This is a genomic window from Nocardia gamkensis NBRC 108242, from assembly GCF_001612985.1.
In the GTDB taxonomy this organism is placed as follows: domain Bacteria; phylum Actinomycetota; class Actinomycetes; order Mycobacteriales; family Mycobacteriaceae; genus Nocardia; species Nocardia gamkensis.
Genome location: NZ_BDBM01000030.1, coordinates 35,920 through 50,397, shown reverse-complemented (window position 1 = coordinate 50,397; position 14,478 = coordinate 35,920). Strand labels below are relative to the sequence as shown.

Below are 14,478 nucleotides of genomic sequence, written 5' to 3'. Positions count from 1 at the left end.
GCAGCGGGGGTGAGTGCGGCAAATCGGGAACCCGGACGGGTATCCTCGAAGTGTTATGCAGGTATTCCGCGTGTCGCACGAGGAATGTCTGGTGCCGGGGTATAGACCTCTGTACACGGGCTCGCCGGACCGATCGCCCCGATCGGTGCCCGGTCCGGACGCGAGCACGCGCATCGACGAAGGATTTCTCGGATGCATTGCCCGTACTGCCGACACCCCGACTCCCGGGTGGTGGACTCGCGCGAGGCCGACGAAGGCGCGGCCATCCGCCGGCGTCGCGCCTGCCCGCAGTGTGGGCGGCGGTTCACCACCGTGGAGACCGCCATCCTGTCGGTGGTCAAGCGGAGCGGCGTCACCGAGCCGTTCAGTCGCGAAAAGGTCATCCGGGGTGTGCGCCGGGCCTGCCAAGGTCGTGAAGTCGACGACGACGCGCTGAACCTGCTGGCGCAGCAAGTCGAGGACGCGGTGCGCGCCAAGGGATCTCCCGAGGTGCCCAGTCACGAGGTGGGGCTGGCCATCCTGGGCCCGCTGCGCGATCTCGACGAGGTGGCCTACCTGCGGTTCGCCTCGGTCTACCGGTCGTTCACCTCGGCCGAGGACTTCGAACGCGAGATTCGGGAGATGCGCCAGGCACGCGCCGAAGCGCTGTCGGCCGCCGACTGACTCAGCGCCGCACCGCGGCGATCACCTTCTCGATTCGCTTGGCCGACACCGGAAACGGGGTACCGAGCTTCTGCGCGAACAGGCTGACGCGGAATTCCTCGATCATCCACCAGATCTCGGTGACCGCGGGCGCGTGCCTGCGGCTCTGCGGGAGCGACGCGACCAAGCGGTCATAGGCGGCGAGCACCCGATCGAGTTCGGCCATGCCTTGCCGATCGCGAACGGCCGAGCCGGGCAACGCCTCCAGTCGCGCCACCGCCGCCTGGAGGTAGCGCGGCAGCTCACGCAGCCTGGCCGCGCCCGTTTCGGACACGAAGCCGCGGAACACCAGGTTGTCGAGCTGATGACGGACGTCTTCGACGATGTCGCGCTCGCTCGTTCGCGCCAGCGCCACCGAAACCTGGTGGGCGCCCGCGAGCACCGGCACGACCAGGCGCACATAACGAGCGACGGTGGCGGCGAAATCCGGACGGATCCGGGCGACGAGCGCGTCGAACTCCGCCGGGTCGTGCACCGGCCCGCCGGCGGCCGCGAGCAGTTCGTCGGCGGCAGCCGCGCGGCAGTCGTCGAGCAGCGCCTCCAGCGAGCCATACGGATTCTGGCTCAGGGCAAGGCGATCCGCGGGCGACAGGCCCGCGGTGGAGCTACGGGCCGAAGCGGGCAGCGTGTGCAGCAGCAGCGCTCTGGTGCCGAGGCGCATGGCGGCGGCCTGCTCCGCGGGGGAGCTGAGCACCCGGACCGCCACGCCGTCGCCTTCGGCGACGAGCGCCGGGTATCCGGTGACGGTCTGCCCCGCCACCTCGCGCCGCACCGTCGGCGCGAGGGTGCCGAGCGATTCGGAGGTCCACACCGTGGCAGGCGGGCGTTCGGCTCCCGCGGTGGCCCGGGCGACGGAGGCGGAAACCTGCTCGGCCAGGCGGGTTTTCAGCGCGGCGAGACTTTTGTCCCGGGCGAGCACGGCGCCGTCGTCGCCGATGGCCGCGAAAGTCATGCGCAGGTGGTCGGGCAGTGCGGAGACGTCGAAGTCGGTGGGGGCGATCGACACCGAACCCAGCCGGGACAGCTCGCGCGCCAGCCCGGCCCGCAGCGGCTCCGCCCGCGGGGTCAGCGCCGCCAGGGCGGCGGCCGCGAAGTCGGGTGCGGGGACGACGCTGCGTCGCAACGTCTTCGGTAACGTCTTGATCAGAGCGGCGGCCAGTTCGTCGCGCATGCCCGGCACCAGCCAATCGAAGCCGACGGCGCGGACGTGGGCGAGCTGCTCCACCGGGATCCGCACGGTCACGCCGTCCTCCTCGTTGCCCGGCTCGAACTGGTAGGAGAGCGGGAAGGCGAGTTCGCCTTGGCGCCAGGAGTCCGGGAAAGCCGCCGGGTCCAGTGCGGCCGCCCCTTCGTTGACCACGATGGAGGTGGAGAAATTCAGCAGCTCGGGGTCTGCCCGGCGTGCGGTGCGCCACCAGCTGTCGAAGTGACGCACCGAGACGATGTCGGCGGGCAGGCGCTCGTCGTAGAACGCGAACAGCACCTCGTCGTCGACCAGGATGTCCCGGCGGCGGGCACGATGCTCCAGGTCGGCCACATCGTCGAGCAGCGCGCGATTGCGGTGGAAGAACTCGTGGCGGGTCTGCCACTCGCCCTGCACCAGGGCGTGCCGGATGAACAACTCCCGCGACAACTCCGGGTCGATCCGGCCGTAGTCCACCGGCCTGCCGGTGACCAGCGGAATCCCGTACAGCGTGACGCGTTCGTAGGCGCGCGCCGCGCCCCGCTTGGCCGACCAGTGCGGCTCGGAGTAGACGCGTTTGACGAGGTCGCCCGCGAGCCGCTCGGCCCATTCGGGCTCGATCTTCGCGGCCATCCGACCCCACAGCCGTGAGGTCTCGACCAGTTCGGCGGCCATCACCCAGCGCGGCGGCTTCTTCGCCAGCGACGAGCCGGGGAAGATCATGAACTTGGCGTTGCGCGCGCCGAGGAATTCCCGGGATTCCGCTTCCCTGACGCCGATGTGCGACAGCATGCCCGCCAGCAGCGCTTGGTGGATGGCGGTGGAATCCCAGGGGAGTCCGTCGTTGTCCGCGACGGTCGCCGCGGTGGCGCCCCGGCCACGTTCGGCGCCGGGGCGCCCGTCGCCCCCGCGCGTGGACCGGCTGCGGCGTGATCGGTTGCCCTGCTTGCCGTCCGGCGCGGCCGCTTCGGTTCGGTCCGGTTCCGCCGGGCTCGCCGAGTCCTGTGCCCGCGCCGACCATCCGAGGCCCTTGGTGATCGTGCGCAGCTGCCCGTGCAGGTCCTGCCACTCCCGGATCCGCAGGTAGTGCAGGAACTCCTCCCGGCACAGCCGCCGGAACTGATTGGACGACAACGACTTCCGTTGCCCGCCGAGGTAGTCCCACAGCCGCAGGTAGGCCAGGAAGTCGGAACCCTCGACCGTGAAGCGCGCGTGTTCGGTGTCGGCTGCCTGCTGCTGCTCGGCGGGCCGTTCCCGGACATCCTGGATCGACAGCGCCGCGACGATGACCAGCACGTCGGCCAGGCAACCGGTGTGTTGCGCCTCCACCAGCATCCGCGCCATGCGGGGGTCGACCGGCAGCTGCGCCATGTCGCGGCCGATCGGGGTCAGCGTCAAGGCGGTCGCGCCGTCGCCGTCCGTCCGGGACTTTCCGTCCCGGCGCGCGAGGGCGCCGAGCTCTTCGAGCAGGGCGATGCCGTCGCGGATGGCGCGGCGGTCCGGTGGCTCCACGAACGGGAAGTTCTCGATGTCGCCGAGGCCGAGCGCGGTCATCTGCAGGATGACCGCGGCCAGGTTCGTGCGCAGGATCTCCGGATCGGTGAAGACGGGCCGGGATTCGAAGTCGTCCTCCGAATACAGCCGGATGCAGATGCCGTCGGCGACGCGACCGCAACGCCCGGAGCGCTGCCGCGCCGATGCCTGCGACACCGGTTCGATCGGCAACCGCTGCACTTTGGTCCGCATGGAATAGCGCGAGATCCGCGCCGTGCCCGGGTCGACGACGTACCGGATGCCCGGCACCGTGAGCGAGGTCTCCGCGACATTCGTCGCCAGCACCACCCGGCGCCCGGTGTGCGAGGCGAACACGCGGTGCTGCTCGGCGGCCGACAGCCGGGCGTACAGCGGGAGGATCTCGGTGCGCGGCAGCTTCAGATCCCGCAGCGCGTCCGCGGTGTCGCGGATCTCGCGTTCACCGGACAAGAACACCAGCACGTCGCCGTCACCCGCGGCGAACAACTCCGTCACCGCGTCGCCGATCGCGTCCACCGGGTCCCGGTCGACGATGCGGGTGTCCTCGTCGTCTTCGTCTCCGGCGGCGCCCGGAAGTTCCAGCGAGAGCGGCCGGTAGCGGATCTCCACCGGATACGAGCGTCCGGAGACTTCGACGATCGGTGCGGGAGTGCCTTGCTCGTCCGCGAAATGCCGGGCGAACAGCTCGGGATCGATGGTCGCGGAGGTGATGATCACCTTGAGGTCGGGCCTGCGGGGCAGCAGTTGCTTCAGGTAGCCGAGCAGGAAGTCGATATTGAGGCTGCGTTCGTGCGCCTCGTCGATGATGATCGTGTCGTAGCGGCGCAGCAGCCGGTCGCGCTGGATCTCGGCGAGCAGGATGCCGTCGGTCATCAGCTTGATCAGGGTGTGCTCGGCGGCGTGGTCGGTGAACCGCACCGTGTAGCCGACGACGTCGCCGAGTTCGGTGCCCAGCTCCTCGGCGATCCGCTCCGCGACGGTGCGCGCGGCGAGCCTGCGGGGCTGGGTGTGCCCGATCGTGCCGCGGACGCCGCGGCCGAGTTCGAGGCAGATCTTCGGGATCTGGGTGGTCTTGCCGGAGCCGGTCTCGCCCGCGACGATCACCACCTGGTGCTCGGCGATGGCGGCGGCGATGTCCTCGCGGCGGGCGGTGACCGGTAGCTGCTCCGGATAGCGGATCTCCGGCACCGCCGCGCGCCGCGCTTCGACCCGCAGTTCGGCGGCCGCGATCTCGGCTTCCACCCCGCCCAGGTCGCCGCCGCGCGCTTTGTCGAGCCTGCGCCGCAACCGGTGTTCGTCGCGAAGGGAGAGATTCGCCAAGCGGGTGCGAAGTTCGCGGGAGTCGGTGGCGGCTGTCCTGGTCATTGCATCGACCAGCCTAGCGAAATCCGCCAGCGGATTTTTCCACCAGCCACCGCGGCCGGTGGCCGAGTGGACGCCGAAGCCCCGTCCCGGCCGGTGACCTGCGCCGATACGCGGGACCGGACGAGGACCGAGGATGCGGGCCCGGCGTCGCCGGTGGTCGCTCGTCACGGTCGACGTGCTGCCGCGCATCCCGGATCAGCGCCGTCCGGCGCTGTGCACGGCGCCCTGACTGCAGGGAGTGGACCACGACCCGGGAACCGGTAAAGGTGGAGACATGAACGCGCTATGGCATGGCTTTGCCGACATGGGCGCCGTCGAGCGGGACGGAGCGTTCGTGGTCGCTCGCGGAGACGGCGTCTACGTCTTCGACCGGGCGGGCAATCGGTACCTCGACGCGACCGCGGGCCTGTGGTTCGCCAACGTGGGCCACGGGCGCGGCGAGATCGCCGACGCGGTGGCCGCCCAGCTGCGCACGATCGCGCACTACTCCAATTTCGGCGACATCACCGAGCCCGCCACCCAGGAACTCGCCGAGCGGCTCGCCGGCCTCGCCCCGGTGCCGGGCAGCAAGATCTTCTTCACCTCGGGCGGCTCCGACTCCGTCGACACCGCGACCAAACTCGCCCGCCGCTACTGGCACGAACTCGGGCAGCCGGGCAAGACGATCGTGGTCGGGCGGCGAATGGCCTATCACGGCATGCACGTGGCGGGTACGGCGCTGGCGGGCCTTTCCGGCAATCGGGAGGGCTACGGCGAGCTGATGCCCGCGGCGCGGACCGTCGAGTGGGACGACGCGAAAGCCCTGCTCGCGCTGATCGAGGAGGTCGGCGCCGAACGGATCGCCGCGTTCTTCTGCGAACCGGTCATCGGCGCGGGCGGTGTGTATCCGCCGCCTGCGGGCTACCTCGCCGAAGTCCGGCGCATCTGCCGCGACTACGACATCCTGTTCGTCGCCGACGAGGTGGTGACCGGGTTCGGCCGCATCGGCGGAGCGTGGTTCGCCTCGTCCCGGTTCGGGCTCGAACCCGACCTGATGACCACCGCGAAGGGACTGACCTCCGGGTATGTCCCGATGGGCGCGGTCTTCGCCGCCCCGCGCGTGGCGGAGCCGTTCTTCGGCGGCGGCGTCTGGTGGCGGCACGGCTACACCTACGGCGGCCACGCGGGCGCGGCGGCCGCCGCGCTGGCGAATCTCGACATCATCGAGCGCGAAGGCCTGCTCGAGGCCGCCCTGCGCGTGGAGGCGAGCCTGCACGAGCAGCTGTCGGTGCTCGCCGGACATCCCAGGGTCGCCGAGGTGCGCAGCGGGTTCGGCGCCGTCGCGGCCATCCAGCTGGCGGACCCCGCCGAAGGGTTGCCGCTGGTGAAGACGCTGCGTGCGCACGGGATATCCAGTCGCGCCGCGGGGCAGGGGGCCATGCAGATCTCTCCGGCCTTCATCATGACCGACGACCGGATCGCCGAACTCGTCGACGGATTCACCCGCGCGTTGAACGATGTGTGATTCGCCCGCGTCGGTGATCGGAGCCTCGCATCGGACCCGATCTCAGAGCGCGCGGGTCATGAACACGCTGTGCGGATCGGGACGGCGGTCTGGTCGGACATGAGTCCATCATCGCGGGTGGTCGGGCGCGCTCGCGCCGCCCCTGGTCCTGGTGCATGCGAGCTCCTGTTCGCCGGGCGGGGCGACTCCGTGACTCGAAGTGATCGCCTCATCTCGTCGCCGTAACGGACTGCGGCACAGTCTGTCTCGGCCGTGCGCTGCCGGAAGTATCGCTCTCGGTGCGGAAATGCTGCTCGATTGCCGCAGCGGCGGCCGATCAGCGATGTGGGCGAATCGAAAAGGTGCACCTCCACCACTTCGGGATGCGAGCATGGGAGGGCGACGACCGTGGTCGCCGTGCTGAGAGGTGGTGGGGTGTGGCGGAGTTCGTGCAGGAGTATGCCGCGTTGCGGTGGGCGGCGGTGGCGGCGTTCGTGATCGCCGCGGTGATCGTGCTGGCGCGGGTGACGGCGCCTGCGGTGCCGTCCGCCGATCCCGTCGACGCGTCGCCGGATTCGTCCGCCGCCCGGGATGCCGCGGCCGGGCACGCCGAGTCCGACGCTGCCCATCTGGTGATGTGCCTGGTCATGCTCGGCATGCTGGTGTTCCCCTCGGGCGCGAGCCCGCACGCGTTGCGCGGTGTGCTGACGGCGATGGCCGTGGTCTTCGCCGGACTGTTGATGCTGCGCGCCGCGGAGCACGCCACCCGGGGGCGGGCGCTGCCGATCGACCGCGCGGTCCCGCTCGGCTACCACATCGCCGCCGCCGCGGCGATGCTCTACGCGATGTCCGGTCACACCGCCTCCGGCCACGCAGGCGGCCCGGCCGTCGGCCCCGCGCTCGGTCTCGCCGCGCTGTTCCTCCTCGACGCACTCCTGGTCGCGGTCGCCGCCTGCACCGGCTGGGCGCATGCGCGGCCGTCGGGCCCGCTGAGGTTGCTCGCGCGTTCCGGCGGTTGCGTCGCCGCCCTCACCGGACCCGCGAAACCGTGGGCGGCGGTGCCGCACGTGGTGATGGACGCCGGCACCGCTTATATGCTGGTGGCCGTAATCATTCGGTGACCGCGACCAATCCGGGTCCACCCGCATACCGAACCCCTGTGCATGCAGGCACGGGATTCGGCGATGAGCAACGAACACGGTTCTGCTTCACCCCACCGATCGGGCGCCGCGGCACGCGCGAGAGAGGATGCCGATGGCCCGGCGCTCGCGTGCCCGCTGCCGACCGGCTACGACCGAACCCAGGCCACCCGGGCGAACCGTGAGCTCGCGGCGTTGCTCGCCGCCACCGGCACCGGCGATCGTGCCGCGTTCACCGAGTTCTATCAGCTCACCAGCCCGCGGGTGTTCGGTCTGACCGTGCGGATCCTGCGCAGTCACGCCGCCGCCGAGGAAGTGACCCAGGAGGTCTACCTCCAGGTGTGGTCGATGGCCGACCGCTACGACGCCTCGCTCGCCAGTCCGGTCGGCTGGCTGATGATGCTCGCCCATCGCCGATCGGTGGATCGGGTCCGCGCGGAGAGTTCGGCCACCAGCCGGGACCTGGTCTACGCGCACGAGCATCTGGGCCGCGCCCACGACGTCGTCGCGGAATCGGTCACCCAGCGCATCGAAGAGCAACAGGTGGCAGGCTGCCTGCAGAACCTGACCCCCACCCAGCGTGAGGCGATCGCGCTGGCGTATTACAGCGGGTGGACCTATCGGGAGGTCGCCGATCACCTCTCGGTGCCGTTGCCCACGATCAAGACCCGCATCCGCGACGGGCTGAAGAGATTGGAGAAGTGTTTGTCCGGGGAACGCACCGATGGTTGACGCCTCGCCACGGTCGGAGGCCGATCTCATCGACCTCGCCTACCCGTGCGCGCTGGACGCGGTCGCCGATATCGAGCGCAGGCATATCGATGCCCGCCTCGCGGCCGCGGACCCGGACGTGCGGCGGGCATTCTCCGACACCGTCTGGCAGGTGCGCGACGTCATGGGGCGGCTCGCCGTGCTCGACGAGTTCGCGCCGCCGCCGGAGCTGGAACGCCGCATCCTGGCCGCGCTGCCCGAGGAGCCCCCCGGGCCCTCCGTCACGCGCCTCTCGGCGTGGCGGCGGCGGCCGCTGCGCTGGGCTGTGCCGATCGCGGCCGTCGCGAGCCTGGTGTTCGGCGCAAGTGTGCTGACCGCGCAGTTCATCGGCTCGCCGTCCGATCCGGCCGCTGCCGACCAGGTGCAGGTGCACCCGGGTGTGCGGACGGTGAACGGCTCGTTCGCCGGTGGCGGTGTGCTCGTCGTGGACGCCTCGCCCGAACTCGGGCGCGCGGTCGTCGTGTTCGACCGGGTCGCGCCGCCGCCTTCGGGTCGGGTGTATCAGATGTGGTTGGTCGGCTCTGATGGGCAAGCCCGCTCGGTCGGGGTGCTGAGCGACCTGCCCTCGACCGATCGGCCGTTCGTCACCGGTTTCCGCTCCGGCGAGGTCCTCGCGGTGAGCGTCGAACCCGACGGTGGCTCCGACGTACCGAGCGGCGATCCGATCGTGGGCGTGACGCTGCCCTGAGCGGGGTCTAGATCTCCACCGGTTGGTCGCCGACGACTCGGCCGCCCAGGTGCACCCACCCGTCGGAGTCCCACCGGGTGAACAATTGCGAGCCTTTGCCCTGGGTGATGACCAGGCCTTTGCGCAGCAAAGCCGTCAACGCGACGGCCGCCGCTCCGGTCGCCTCGTCCTCGGAGATCCCCATGGTCGGCGCGAACATACGCGAGCGCAGGACGGCGCGATGTTCGTCGGTCCACGCCCACAGGTAGTGCGGGCCGCCGGGAAACTCCTCCGGACGCAGGGTGGCCAGCACCTCTGGGTCCTCCAGCTGATGGAAGGTGAACGGCGGAGCCCATTCGCCGCGAGCGGTGATCCAGGTCAATCCCTCGGTGAGTTCCACCGCCACCGGGCCCGCGGGCACAGCCAGGGTCCGCACGGGGATGCCCTGGGACGCGAACCACCACGCGGTCCCCACCGAGGGGTGTCCCGCGAACGGGAGCTCCACCGTGGGGGTGTAGATCCGCACCGCGACCGTGCCGTCGACCGGCTCCTCGACCACCACGGTCTCGCTGTAGCCGGCTTTGGCCGCCAGCGCCTGCCGATCGGCCGCGGCGACGTCGGCCGCCCGCGCGATACCCAGCTCGTTGCCGAAGCGCCCGGCCGCGTCGGTGAACACTCGCACCACATCAACCTGTGTGCTCATGCTCGACGAGCCTACCCGTGTGCCCCCGCCGAGGGCTGTCGGCCGGACCACATCGGGAACGCGAAAGAGGCCCCCGTCGCAGGACAGGGGCCTCTTTTCGAGCGAAATCAGATCGCGGCCGTGCTGAGCGCCTCGGTCGATTGCACCGCCTGGCCGACACCGGCCACGATGGCGGCGGCGCGCAGCGATTCGAAGATCACTTCGCGCGAGACGCCGGCTTCGCGCAGAGTGTGCTCGTGCGCCTCGAGGCAGTGCGCGCAGCCGTTGATCGAGGAGACCGCGAACGACCAGAGCTCGAAGTCGGCCTTGTCGACGCCGGGCGTACCGATGATCTGCATGCGCAGTCCCGCCCGCAGGTCGTCGTAGCGGCCGCCGAGGAACGCCTTGCCCCGATAGAACACGTTGTTCATGCCCATGATCGAGGCGGCCCCGAGTGCGGCGTTGTACGCCTCCGCCGACAGCACGTCGGCGGCTTCCTCGGCGATCTCGCGCAGCGTGGTCGTCGACCGGGTCGCGGCCGCCGACGCCAGCAGGGTGCCCCACAGCTGCTGCTCGTTCAGCACGGTGGTGCGCGCGATGGATGACAAGTTGAGCTTGAGGTCCTTGGCGTACTCGGGAAGGGAGTTCTTCAGGTTCTCAATGCTCATTCGGCGATTCCTCTACTCGATGCGGTCCCGCACGGGGACCGGGTCGTTTCTCGATGATGTGGGGGCGTACCCGAAATCCCGGGTGCGAAGGGGTATTTCAGACGCTGGCGGCCAGAAGTTCGCCGGCGTTGATGGTCGGATCGCCCTTCTTCCAGTTGCAGGCGCACAGCTCGTCGGACTGCAAAGCGTCCAGCACGCGCAGCACCTCGTCGACGTTGCGGCCCACGGAACCCGCGGTGACGGAGACGAACTGGATCTCGTTGTTCGGGTCGATGATGAAGGTGGCGCGGTCGGCGACGCCGTCGGCGTTGAGCACGCCGGTGGCGGTGGCCAGTTCACGCTTGAGGTCCGAGAGCATGGGGAAGGGGAGGGTCTTGAGATCCTCGTGCTGAGCGCGCCACTGGAAGTGCACGAACTCGTTGTCCACCGAGGCGCCGAGCACCTGCGCGTCCCGGTCCTCGAATTCGTCGTTGAGCTTGCCGAACGCGGCGATCTCGGTCGGGCACACGAAGGTGAAGTCCTTGGGCCAGAAGAAGACGATCCGCCACTTGCCCGCGTGGTCGTCGCTGGTGATCCGGGTGAAGTAGTCGTCAGGCTGCTGAGCGTCGACCTTCGACAGATCACCGCCGATGACCGCGGTGAGGTTGTATGCCGGGAATTGGTCGCCGATGGTCAGCAGGGCCATGCTCGTCTCCTCGTCAGGTTGGTTGCCAACTGTGTTCTGCGGTATTGCGGGGCCGTTGCGGTTCCACGAGCCACCGCCTCGGACCGGCACTCACACCGCCGGTGGAAATGCTCACCGGCGATCTTGCCCAAGGGTGCGTAAAAGGTAAAGGTGATCAGTCGCACTACACTGATAGGCGTGACTGATCAGACTTATCAGCCCACCCTGTCACAGCTGCGTGCGTTCGTGGCGATTGCGGAATACCGCCATTTCGGCACCGCGGCCGCGCGCCTCGGTGTGAGTCAGCCCACGTTATCGCAGGCGCTCGCCGCTCTGGAACACGGGCTCGGGCTCCAGCTGATCGAACGGAGCACCCGCCGCGTGCTGGTGACCGCCGCGGGGATGCGCTTGCTGCCCAAGGCGATGGCGACGCTGGAGGCCGCCGACCGCTTCGTCGCCTCGGCCACCGGCGACGGACTCGGCGGCACGCTGCGGATGGGCATCATCCCGACGGTCGCCCCCTATGTGCTGCCCGGGTTGCTGCCGGAACTGCGCAAGCGGCTACCCGAGCTGCGTCCGCAGATCGTCGAGGACCAGACCGCACGGTTGCTGGACGGCCTGCGCACCGGCGTGCTGGACGTCGCGCTGCTGGCGGTGCCAACCGAGATGCCCGGCCTGGTCGAGATCCCGCTCTACACCGAGGAATTCGTGCTGGTCACGCCGCGCGGTCACGAGCTGGCCGGGCGCACCGATCTCGCGGCGGCGGTGCTGGACGCCCAGCCGCTGCTGCTGCTGGACGAGGGGCACTGCCTGCGCGATCAGACATTGGAGGCCTGCCGCTCGGCCGATGTGCACCCGGCCGCCGTCGGTGACACCCGGGCCGCGTCCCTGTCCACGGTGGTGCAGTGCGTCGCCGGTGGACTCGGCGTGACGCTGATCCCGCAGATGGCCGTCGCGACGGAAACCGCGCGCGGCACATTGGATGTCGCGCACTTCGGCGCCCCCGCCCCCGGCCGTACCATCGGCCTTGTCTTCCGTACTTCCACTGCCCGGGCCGATGATTACGAATATCTGGCCGCCATCGTCCGCGCTCAGCGGCCGATGTAGCCGCGCAGCTTGTGCGAGCGCGTCGAGCCAGGGTGAGAGGAGGCGCGAGGTGGTATCGGCGGCGCGGGGCGACGGGCGGCTGGGCCGCCTGTCCGGGCGGGATGACGCGCTGTTCGTCTACGGCACGCTGCAGTTTCCCGAAGTGCTGGAGACGCTGCTCGGGCGAGTCCCGCCGAGCGAACCGGCCGAGCTGACCGGTTGGCGCGCCGCCGCGCTGCCGCGGCGGATCTACCCGGGACTGGTCGCTGCACCCCTCGGCCGCACCCGTGGTGCGGTGCTGAGCGGTCTGACCGCGGCGGAGTGGACGATCCTCGACGCGTTCGAGGACGACGAGTACGACCTGCGCCGAGTGCGCGTCGAGCACCGGAATGTTCCGGTGTGGACCTATGTCTGGACGGTGGCGGCGGATCCGGCCGACTGGCAGCGGGAGCGGTTCGCCGCCGAGCATCTCGCGCATTTCGCCGTTCGCTCCGCGCGGTGGCGCCGAGATCCGGCGAGTTTCCCGGATCCGGCCGGGCAGGGATGGGCGGGGCCCTCGGCGTGAGGCGCACGGACGCCGTCTCTTGCCATTCCAAGACGACCGGTCGTATATTCAACGCATGGCACGACCACGGCGCAGCGAAGACACTCGGCGGCTTCTGGTCGAAGAGGGTGCCGCGGGTTTCCTGACCAGCGGCTATCACGGCACCGGGATCAAACAGATCCTCGACCGTGTCGGGGTGCCGAAGGGTTCGTTCTACAACTACTTCGACAGCAAGGAGAGTTTCGGGCGCGCGATCATCGAGCACCACTCCCTCTGTGTCCAACGCAACCTGACCGAGGCGTTCGCCGGCGCGCCGGACCCGGTGAGCGGTTTGCGGGCGTTCTTCGGGCGGCTGATGGACGACTTCGTCGCGTCCGATTTCACCGGCGGCTGCCTCATCGCGAATCTGGGCGGCGAACTGGAAGGCAGTGAGCTGCTGCGGGAATCGCTGTCGAAGGCATGGGCCGCGTGGCGCGACCGTATCGCCGAGCAACTCGCGCAGGGGCAGCGCCTGGGCATGATCCGCGCCGACATCGAGGCGGGCGAACTGGCGGATCTGCTGCTCGAATCCTGGGAGGGGGCGGTGATCAGGATGAAGATCGATCGCACCCTCGGCCCGCTGCGCAAGTGCCTGGATCGCCTGCTCGGCGACTACTTCCTGCCCTGATCAGGGCATCACACTCATCCGGCGTCTTCGGCCAACCGTTCGAAGACGACCGGTCGTATATACGAAAGGGCAAGCGATGGCGAAGACGGTCATCGTGACCGGTTCCTCCAGTGGGATCGGCCGCGATATCGCACGGGCATTCGTGGAACGCGGCGACAACGTCGTGCTCAACGGGCGAGACGAGGCGAAGCTGACGCAGGTGGCCGCCGCACTCGGCGCGCCGGAGCGAGCGGCCACGGTGGCGGGCGATATCGGCGCGGCCGCCACCGGAGCGACCTTGGTCGGCGTCGCCGTCGAGCGGTTCGGCGGCGTGGACGTGCTGGTCAACAACGCGGGCATCTTCGGAGCCAAACCGTTCGTGGAGGTCACCGAGGGAGACCTGGACGGCTATCTGAACGGAAACCTCAAAGGCACCTACTTCACCACGCAGGCCGTGGTGCGGCGATTCCTGACGCAAGCGAGAGGCGGCAGCATCGTCAATATCGGCACCGTGCTGATCGACCATGCCCTCGCCGGGCTGCCCGCCACGGCGGCCCTGGTCAGCAAGGGCGGCGTGCACGCGCTGACCACCAGTCTGGCCGCCGAACTCGCCGCCGACGGCATCCGGGTCAACGCGGTCGCCCCCGGCATCATCCGCACGCCGCTGTTCGGCGACGGCGACGAACCGGCCTCCGCCGGGCTCGCACTGCTCAACCGCATCGGCGAAGTCGCCGAAACGACGGCCGCGGTGCTGTATCTCGCCGATGCGGAATTCACCACCGGACACATCCTCCCCGTCGACGGCGGGTTCATCGCTGGAAGGGCGGCCTGAAATGCCGTACGTGAACATCAAGGTCACCGACGAAGGCGTGACCCGCGAACAGAAGGCGCGGCTGATCGAGGGCGTCACCGATCTGCTGTACGACGTGCTCGGCAAGGCGCCCGCGAGCACCTATGTCGTGATCGATGAAGTCGCCCTGTCGAATTGGGGTGTCGGCGGGGTCGACGTCGAGCGGTGGCGCGAGCAGCAGCGCTCCTGAACCGCGAATTCCCTGCCGGACAAACAGTTCGGGCGTCATCACGCCGCGTGCGAGCGATGGCGCCCGAACTCGTGGCCGCTGCTGCGGCGGCGGGCCCGGTGCAGGTGGTCACCATCATGATCGCCGGATTCCTGCTCGGGCCCTCGGTGCTCGGCTGGGCCTGGCCGCAGGCACAGGCGTGGTTTTTCCCGACCGAGCTCGCGGCGAGGAGCCCAGAGCGACGGCGGTGCACCGCCCGCGGAGCCGGCGCCACTCTGACCTGTTACCGAACGCCGAATGCGCCGGTACGGAACCGGCGCATTCGG

At 69.7% G+C, this 14,478-nt stretch carries 14 protein-coding genes; 10 read left to right on the top strand and 4 right to left on the bottom strand.

What is annotated here, in order from left to right; genetic code table 11:
• Window positions 1–192 precede the first annotated feature (192 nt).
• The gene (nrdR, locus tag NG1_RS22975; RefSeq protein WP_040867881.1) at window positions 193–663 is read left to right on the top strand and encodes a transcriptional regulator NrdR; all 471 of its coding nucleotides are present in this window, start codon (window positions 193–195) and stop codon (window positions 661–663) included.
• A 1-nt stretch (window position 664) separates the two neighbouring features.
• Here nrdR and hrpA read toward each other — a convergent pair whose 3' ends face one another.
• Complete coding sequence (hrpA, locus tag NG1_RS22970) at window positions 665–4,783, bottom strand: ATP-dependent RNA helicase HrpA (RefSeq protein WP_062973978.1); 4,119 nt, start codon at window positions 4,781–4,783, stop codon at window positions 665–667.
• A gap of 274 nt (window positions 4,784–5,057) precedes the next feature.
• On the opposite strand from hrpA, the gene NG1_RS22965 reads away from it, so the two are divergent.
• From NG1_RS22965 to NG1_RS22950, 4 genes are all read left to right on the top strand, one after another.
• Complete coding sequence (locus tag NG1_RS22965; RefSeq protein ID WP_062973976.1) at window positions 5,058–6,287, top strand: aminotransferase family protein; 1,230 nt, start codon at window positions 5,058–5,060, stop codon at window positions 6,285–6,287.
• Between the two features lie 416 nt (window positions 6,288–6,703).
• The gene (locus NG1_RS22960; RefSeq protein WP_062973974.1) at window positions 6,704–7,387 is read left to right on the top strand and encodes a DUF5134 domain-containing protein; all 684 of its coding nucleotides are present in this window, start codon (window positions 6,704–6,706) and stop codon (window positions 7,385–7,387) included.
• A 63-nt stretch (window positions 7,388–7,450) separates the two neighbouring features.
• Window positions 7,451–8,137 (top strand): ECF RNA polymerase sigma factor SigK, encoded by a 687-nt coding sequence (gene sigK / locus NG1_RS22955; RefSeq protein ID WP_245660006.1) that lies wholly within the window; start codon window positions 7,451–7,453, stop codon window positions 8,135–8,137.
• Entirely contained in the window at window positions 8,130–8,864 is a 735-nt protein-coding gene (locus NG1_RS22950; RefSeq protein WP_062973970.1) for an anti-sigma factor, read from the top strand. Before sigK ends, NG1_RS22950 begins: the two co-directional genes overlap by 8 nt.
• Window positions 8,865–8,871: 7 nt before the next feature.
• Here the strand turns inward: NG1_RS22950 and NG1_RS22945 are convergent, their stop codons facing one another.
• The 3 genes from NG1_RS22945 to NG1_RS22935 form a co-directional block, all read right to left on the bottom strand.
• Window positions 8,872–9,546 carry a PhzF family phenazine biosynthesis protein gene (locus NG1_RS22945; protein WP_062973968.1) on the bottom strand — a complete coding sequence of 225 codons (675 nt, stop codon included), beginning with the start codon at window positions 9,544–9,546 and terminating at the stop codon, window positions 8,872–8,874.
• 107 nt (window positions 9,547–9,653) lie between these two features.
• Window positions 9,654–10,193, bottom strand: a complete 540-nt coding sequence (locus NG1_RS22940) for an alkyl hydroperoxide reductase (protein WP_062973966.1) — start codon at window positions 10,191–10,193, stop codon at window positions 9,654–9,656.
• A 97-nt stretch (window positions 10,194–10,290) separates the two neighbouring features.
• On the bottom strand, window positions 10,291–10,878 hold the full coding sequence (locus tag NG1_RS22935) for a peroxiredoxin (RefSeq protein ID WP_040867866.1): 588 nt from the start codon (window positions 10,876–10,878) through the stop codon (window positions 10,291–10,293).
• Window positions 10,879–11,055: 177 nt separating this feature from the next.
• Between NG1_RS22935 and NG1_RS22930 the strand changes: the two genes are divergently transcribed.
• From NG1_RS22930 to NG1_RS22910, 5 genes are all read left to right on the top strand, one after another.
• Window positions 11,056–11,964, top strand: a complete 909-nt coding sequence (locus NG1_RS22930) for a hydrogen peroxide-inducible genes activator (RefSeq protein WP_062973964.1) — start codon at window positions 11,056–11,058, stop codon at window positions 11,962–11,964.
• A 49-nt stretch (window positions 11,965–12,013) separates the two neighbouring features.
• Window positions 12,014–12,508: a gamma-glutamylcyclotransferase family protein gene (locus NG1_RS22925; protein ID WP_210750152.1), complete on the top strand. Its 495-nt coding sequence runs from the start codon at window positions 12,014–12,016 to the stop codon at window positions 12,506–12,508.
• Window positions 12,509–12,563: 55 nt separating this feature from the next.
• The gene (locus tag NG1_RS22920; RefSeq protein WP_063910406.1) at window positions 12,564–13,154 is read left to right on the top strand and encodes a TetR/AcrR family transcriptional regulator; all 591 of its coding nucleotides are present in this window, start codon (window positions 12,564–12,566) and stop codon (window positions 13,152–13,154) included.
• Window positions 13,155–13,230: 76 nt separating this feature from the next.
• Window positions 13,231–13,965, top strand: a complete 735-nt coding sequence (locus NG1_RS22915) for an SDR family NAD(P)-dependent oxidoreductase (RefSeq protein ID WP_062973961.1) — start codon at window positions 13,231–13,233, stop codon at window positions 13,963–13,965.
• A 1-nt stretch (window position 13,966) separates the two neighbouring features.
• On the top strand, window positions 13,967–14,173 hold the full coding sequence (locus NG1_RS22910) for a tautomerase family protein (protein ID WP_062973959.1): 207 nt from the start codon (window positions 13,967–13,969) through the stop codon (window positions 14,171–14,173).
• The last annotated feature ends 305 nt before the right edge of the window (window positions 14,174–14,478 follow it).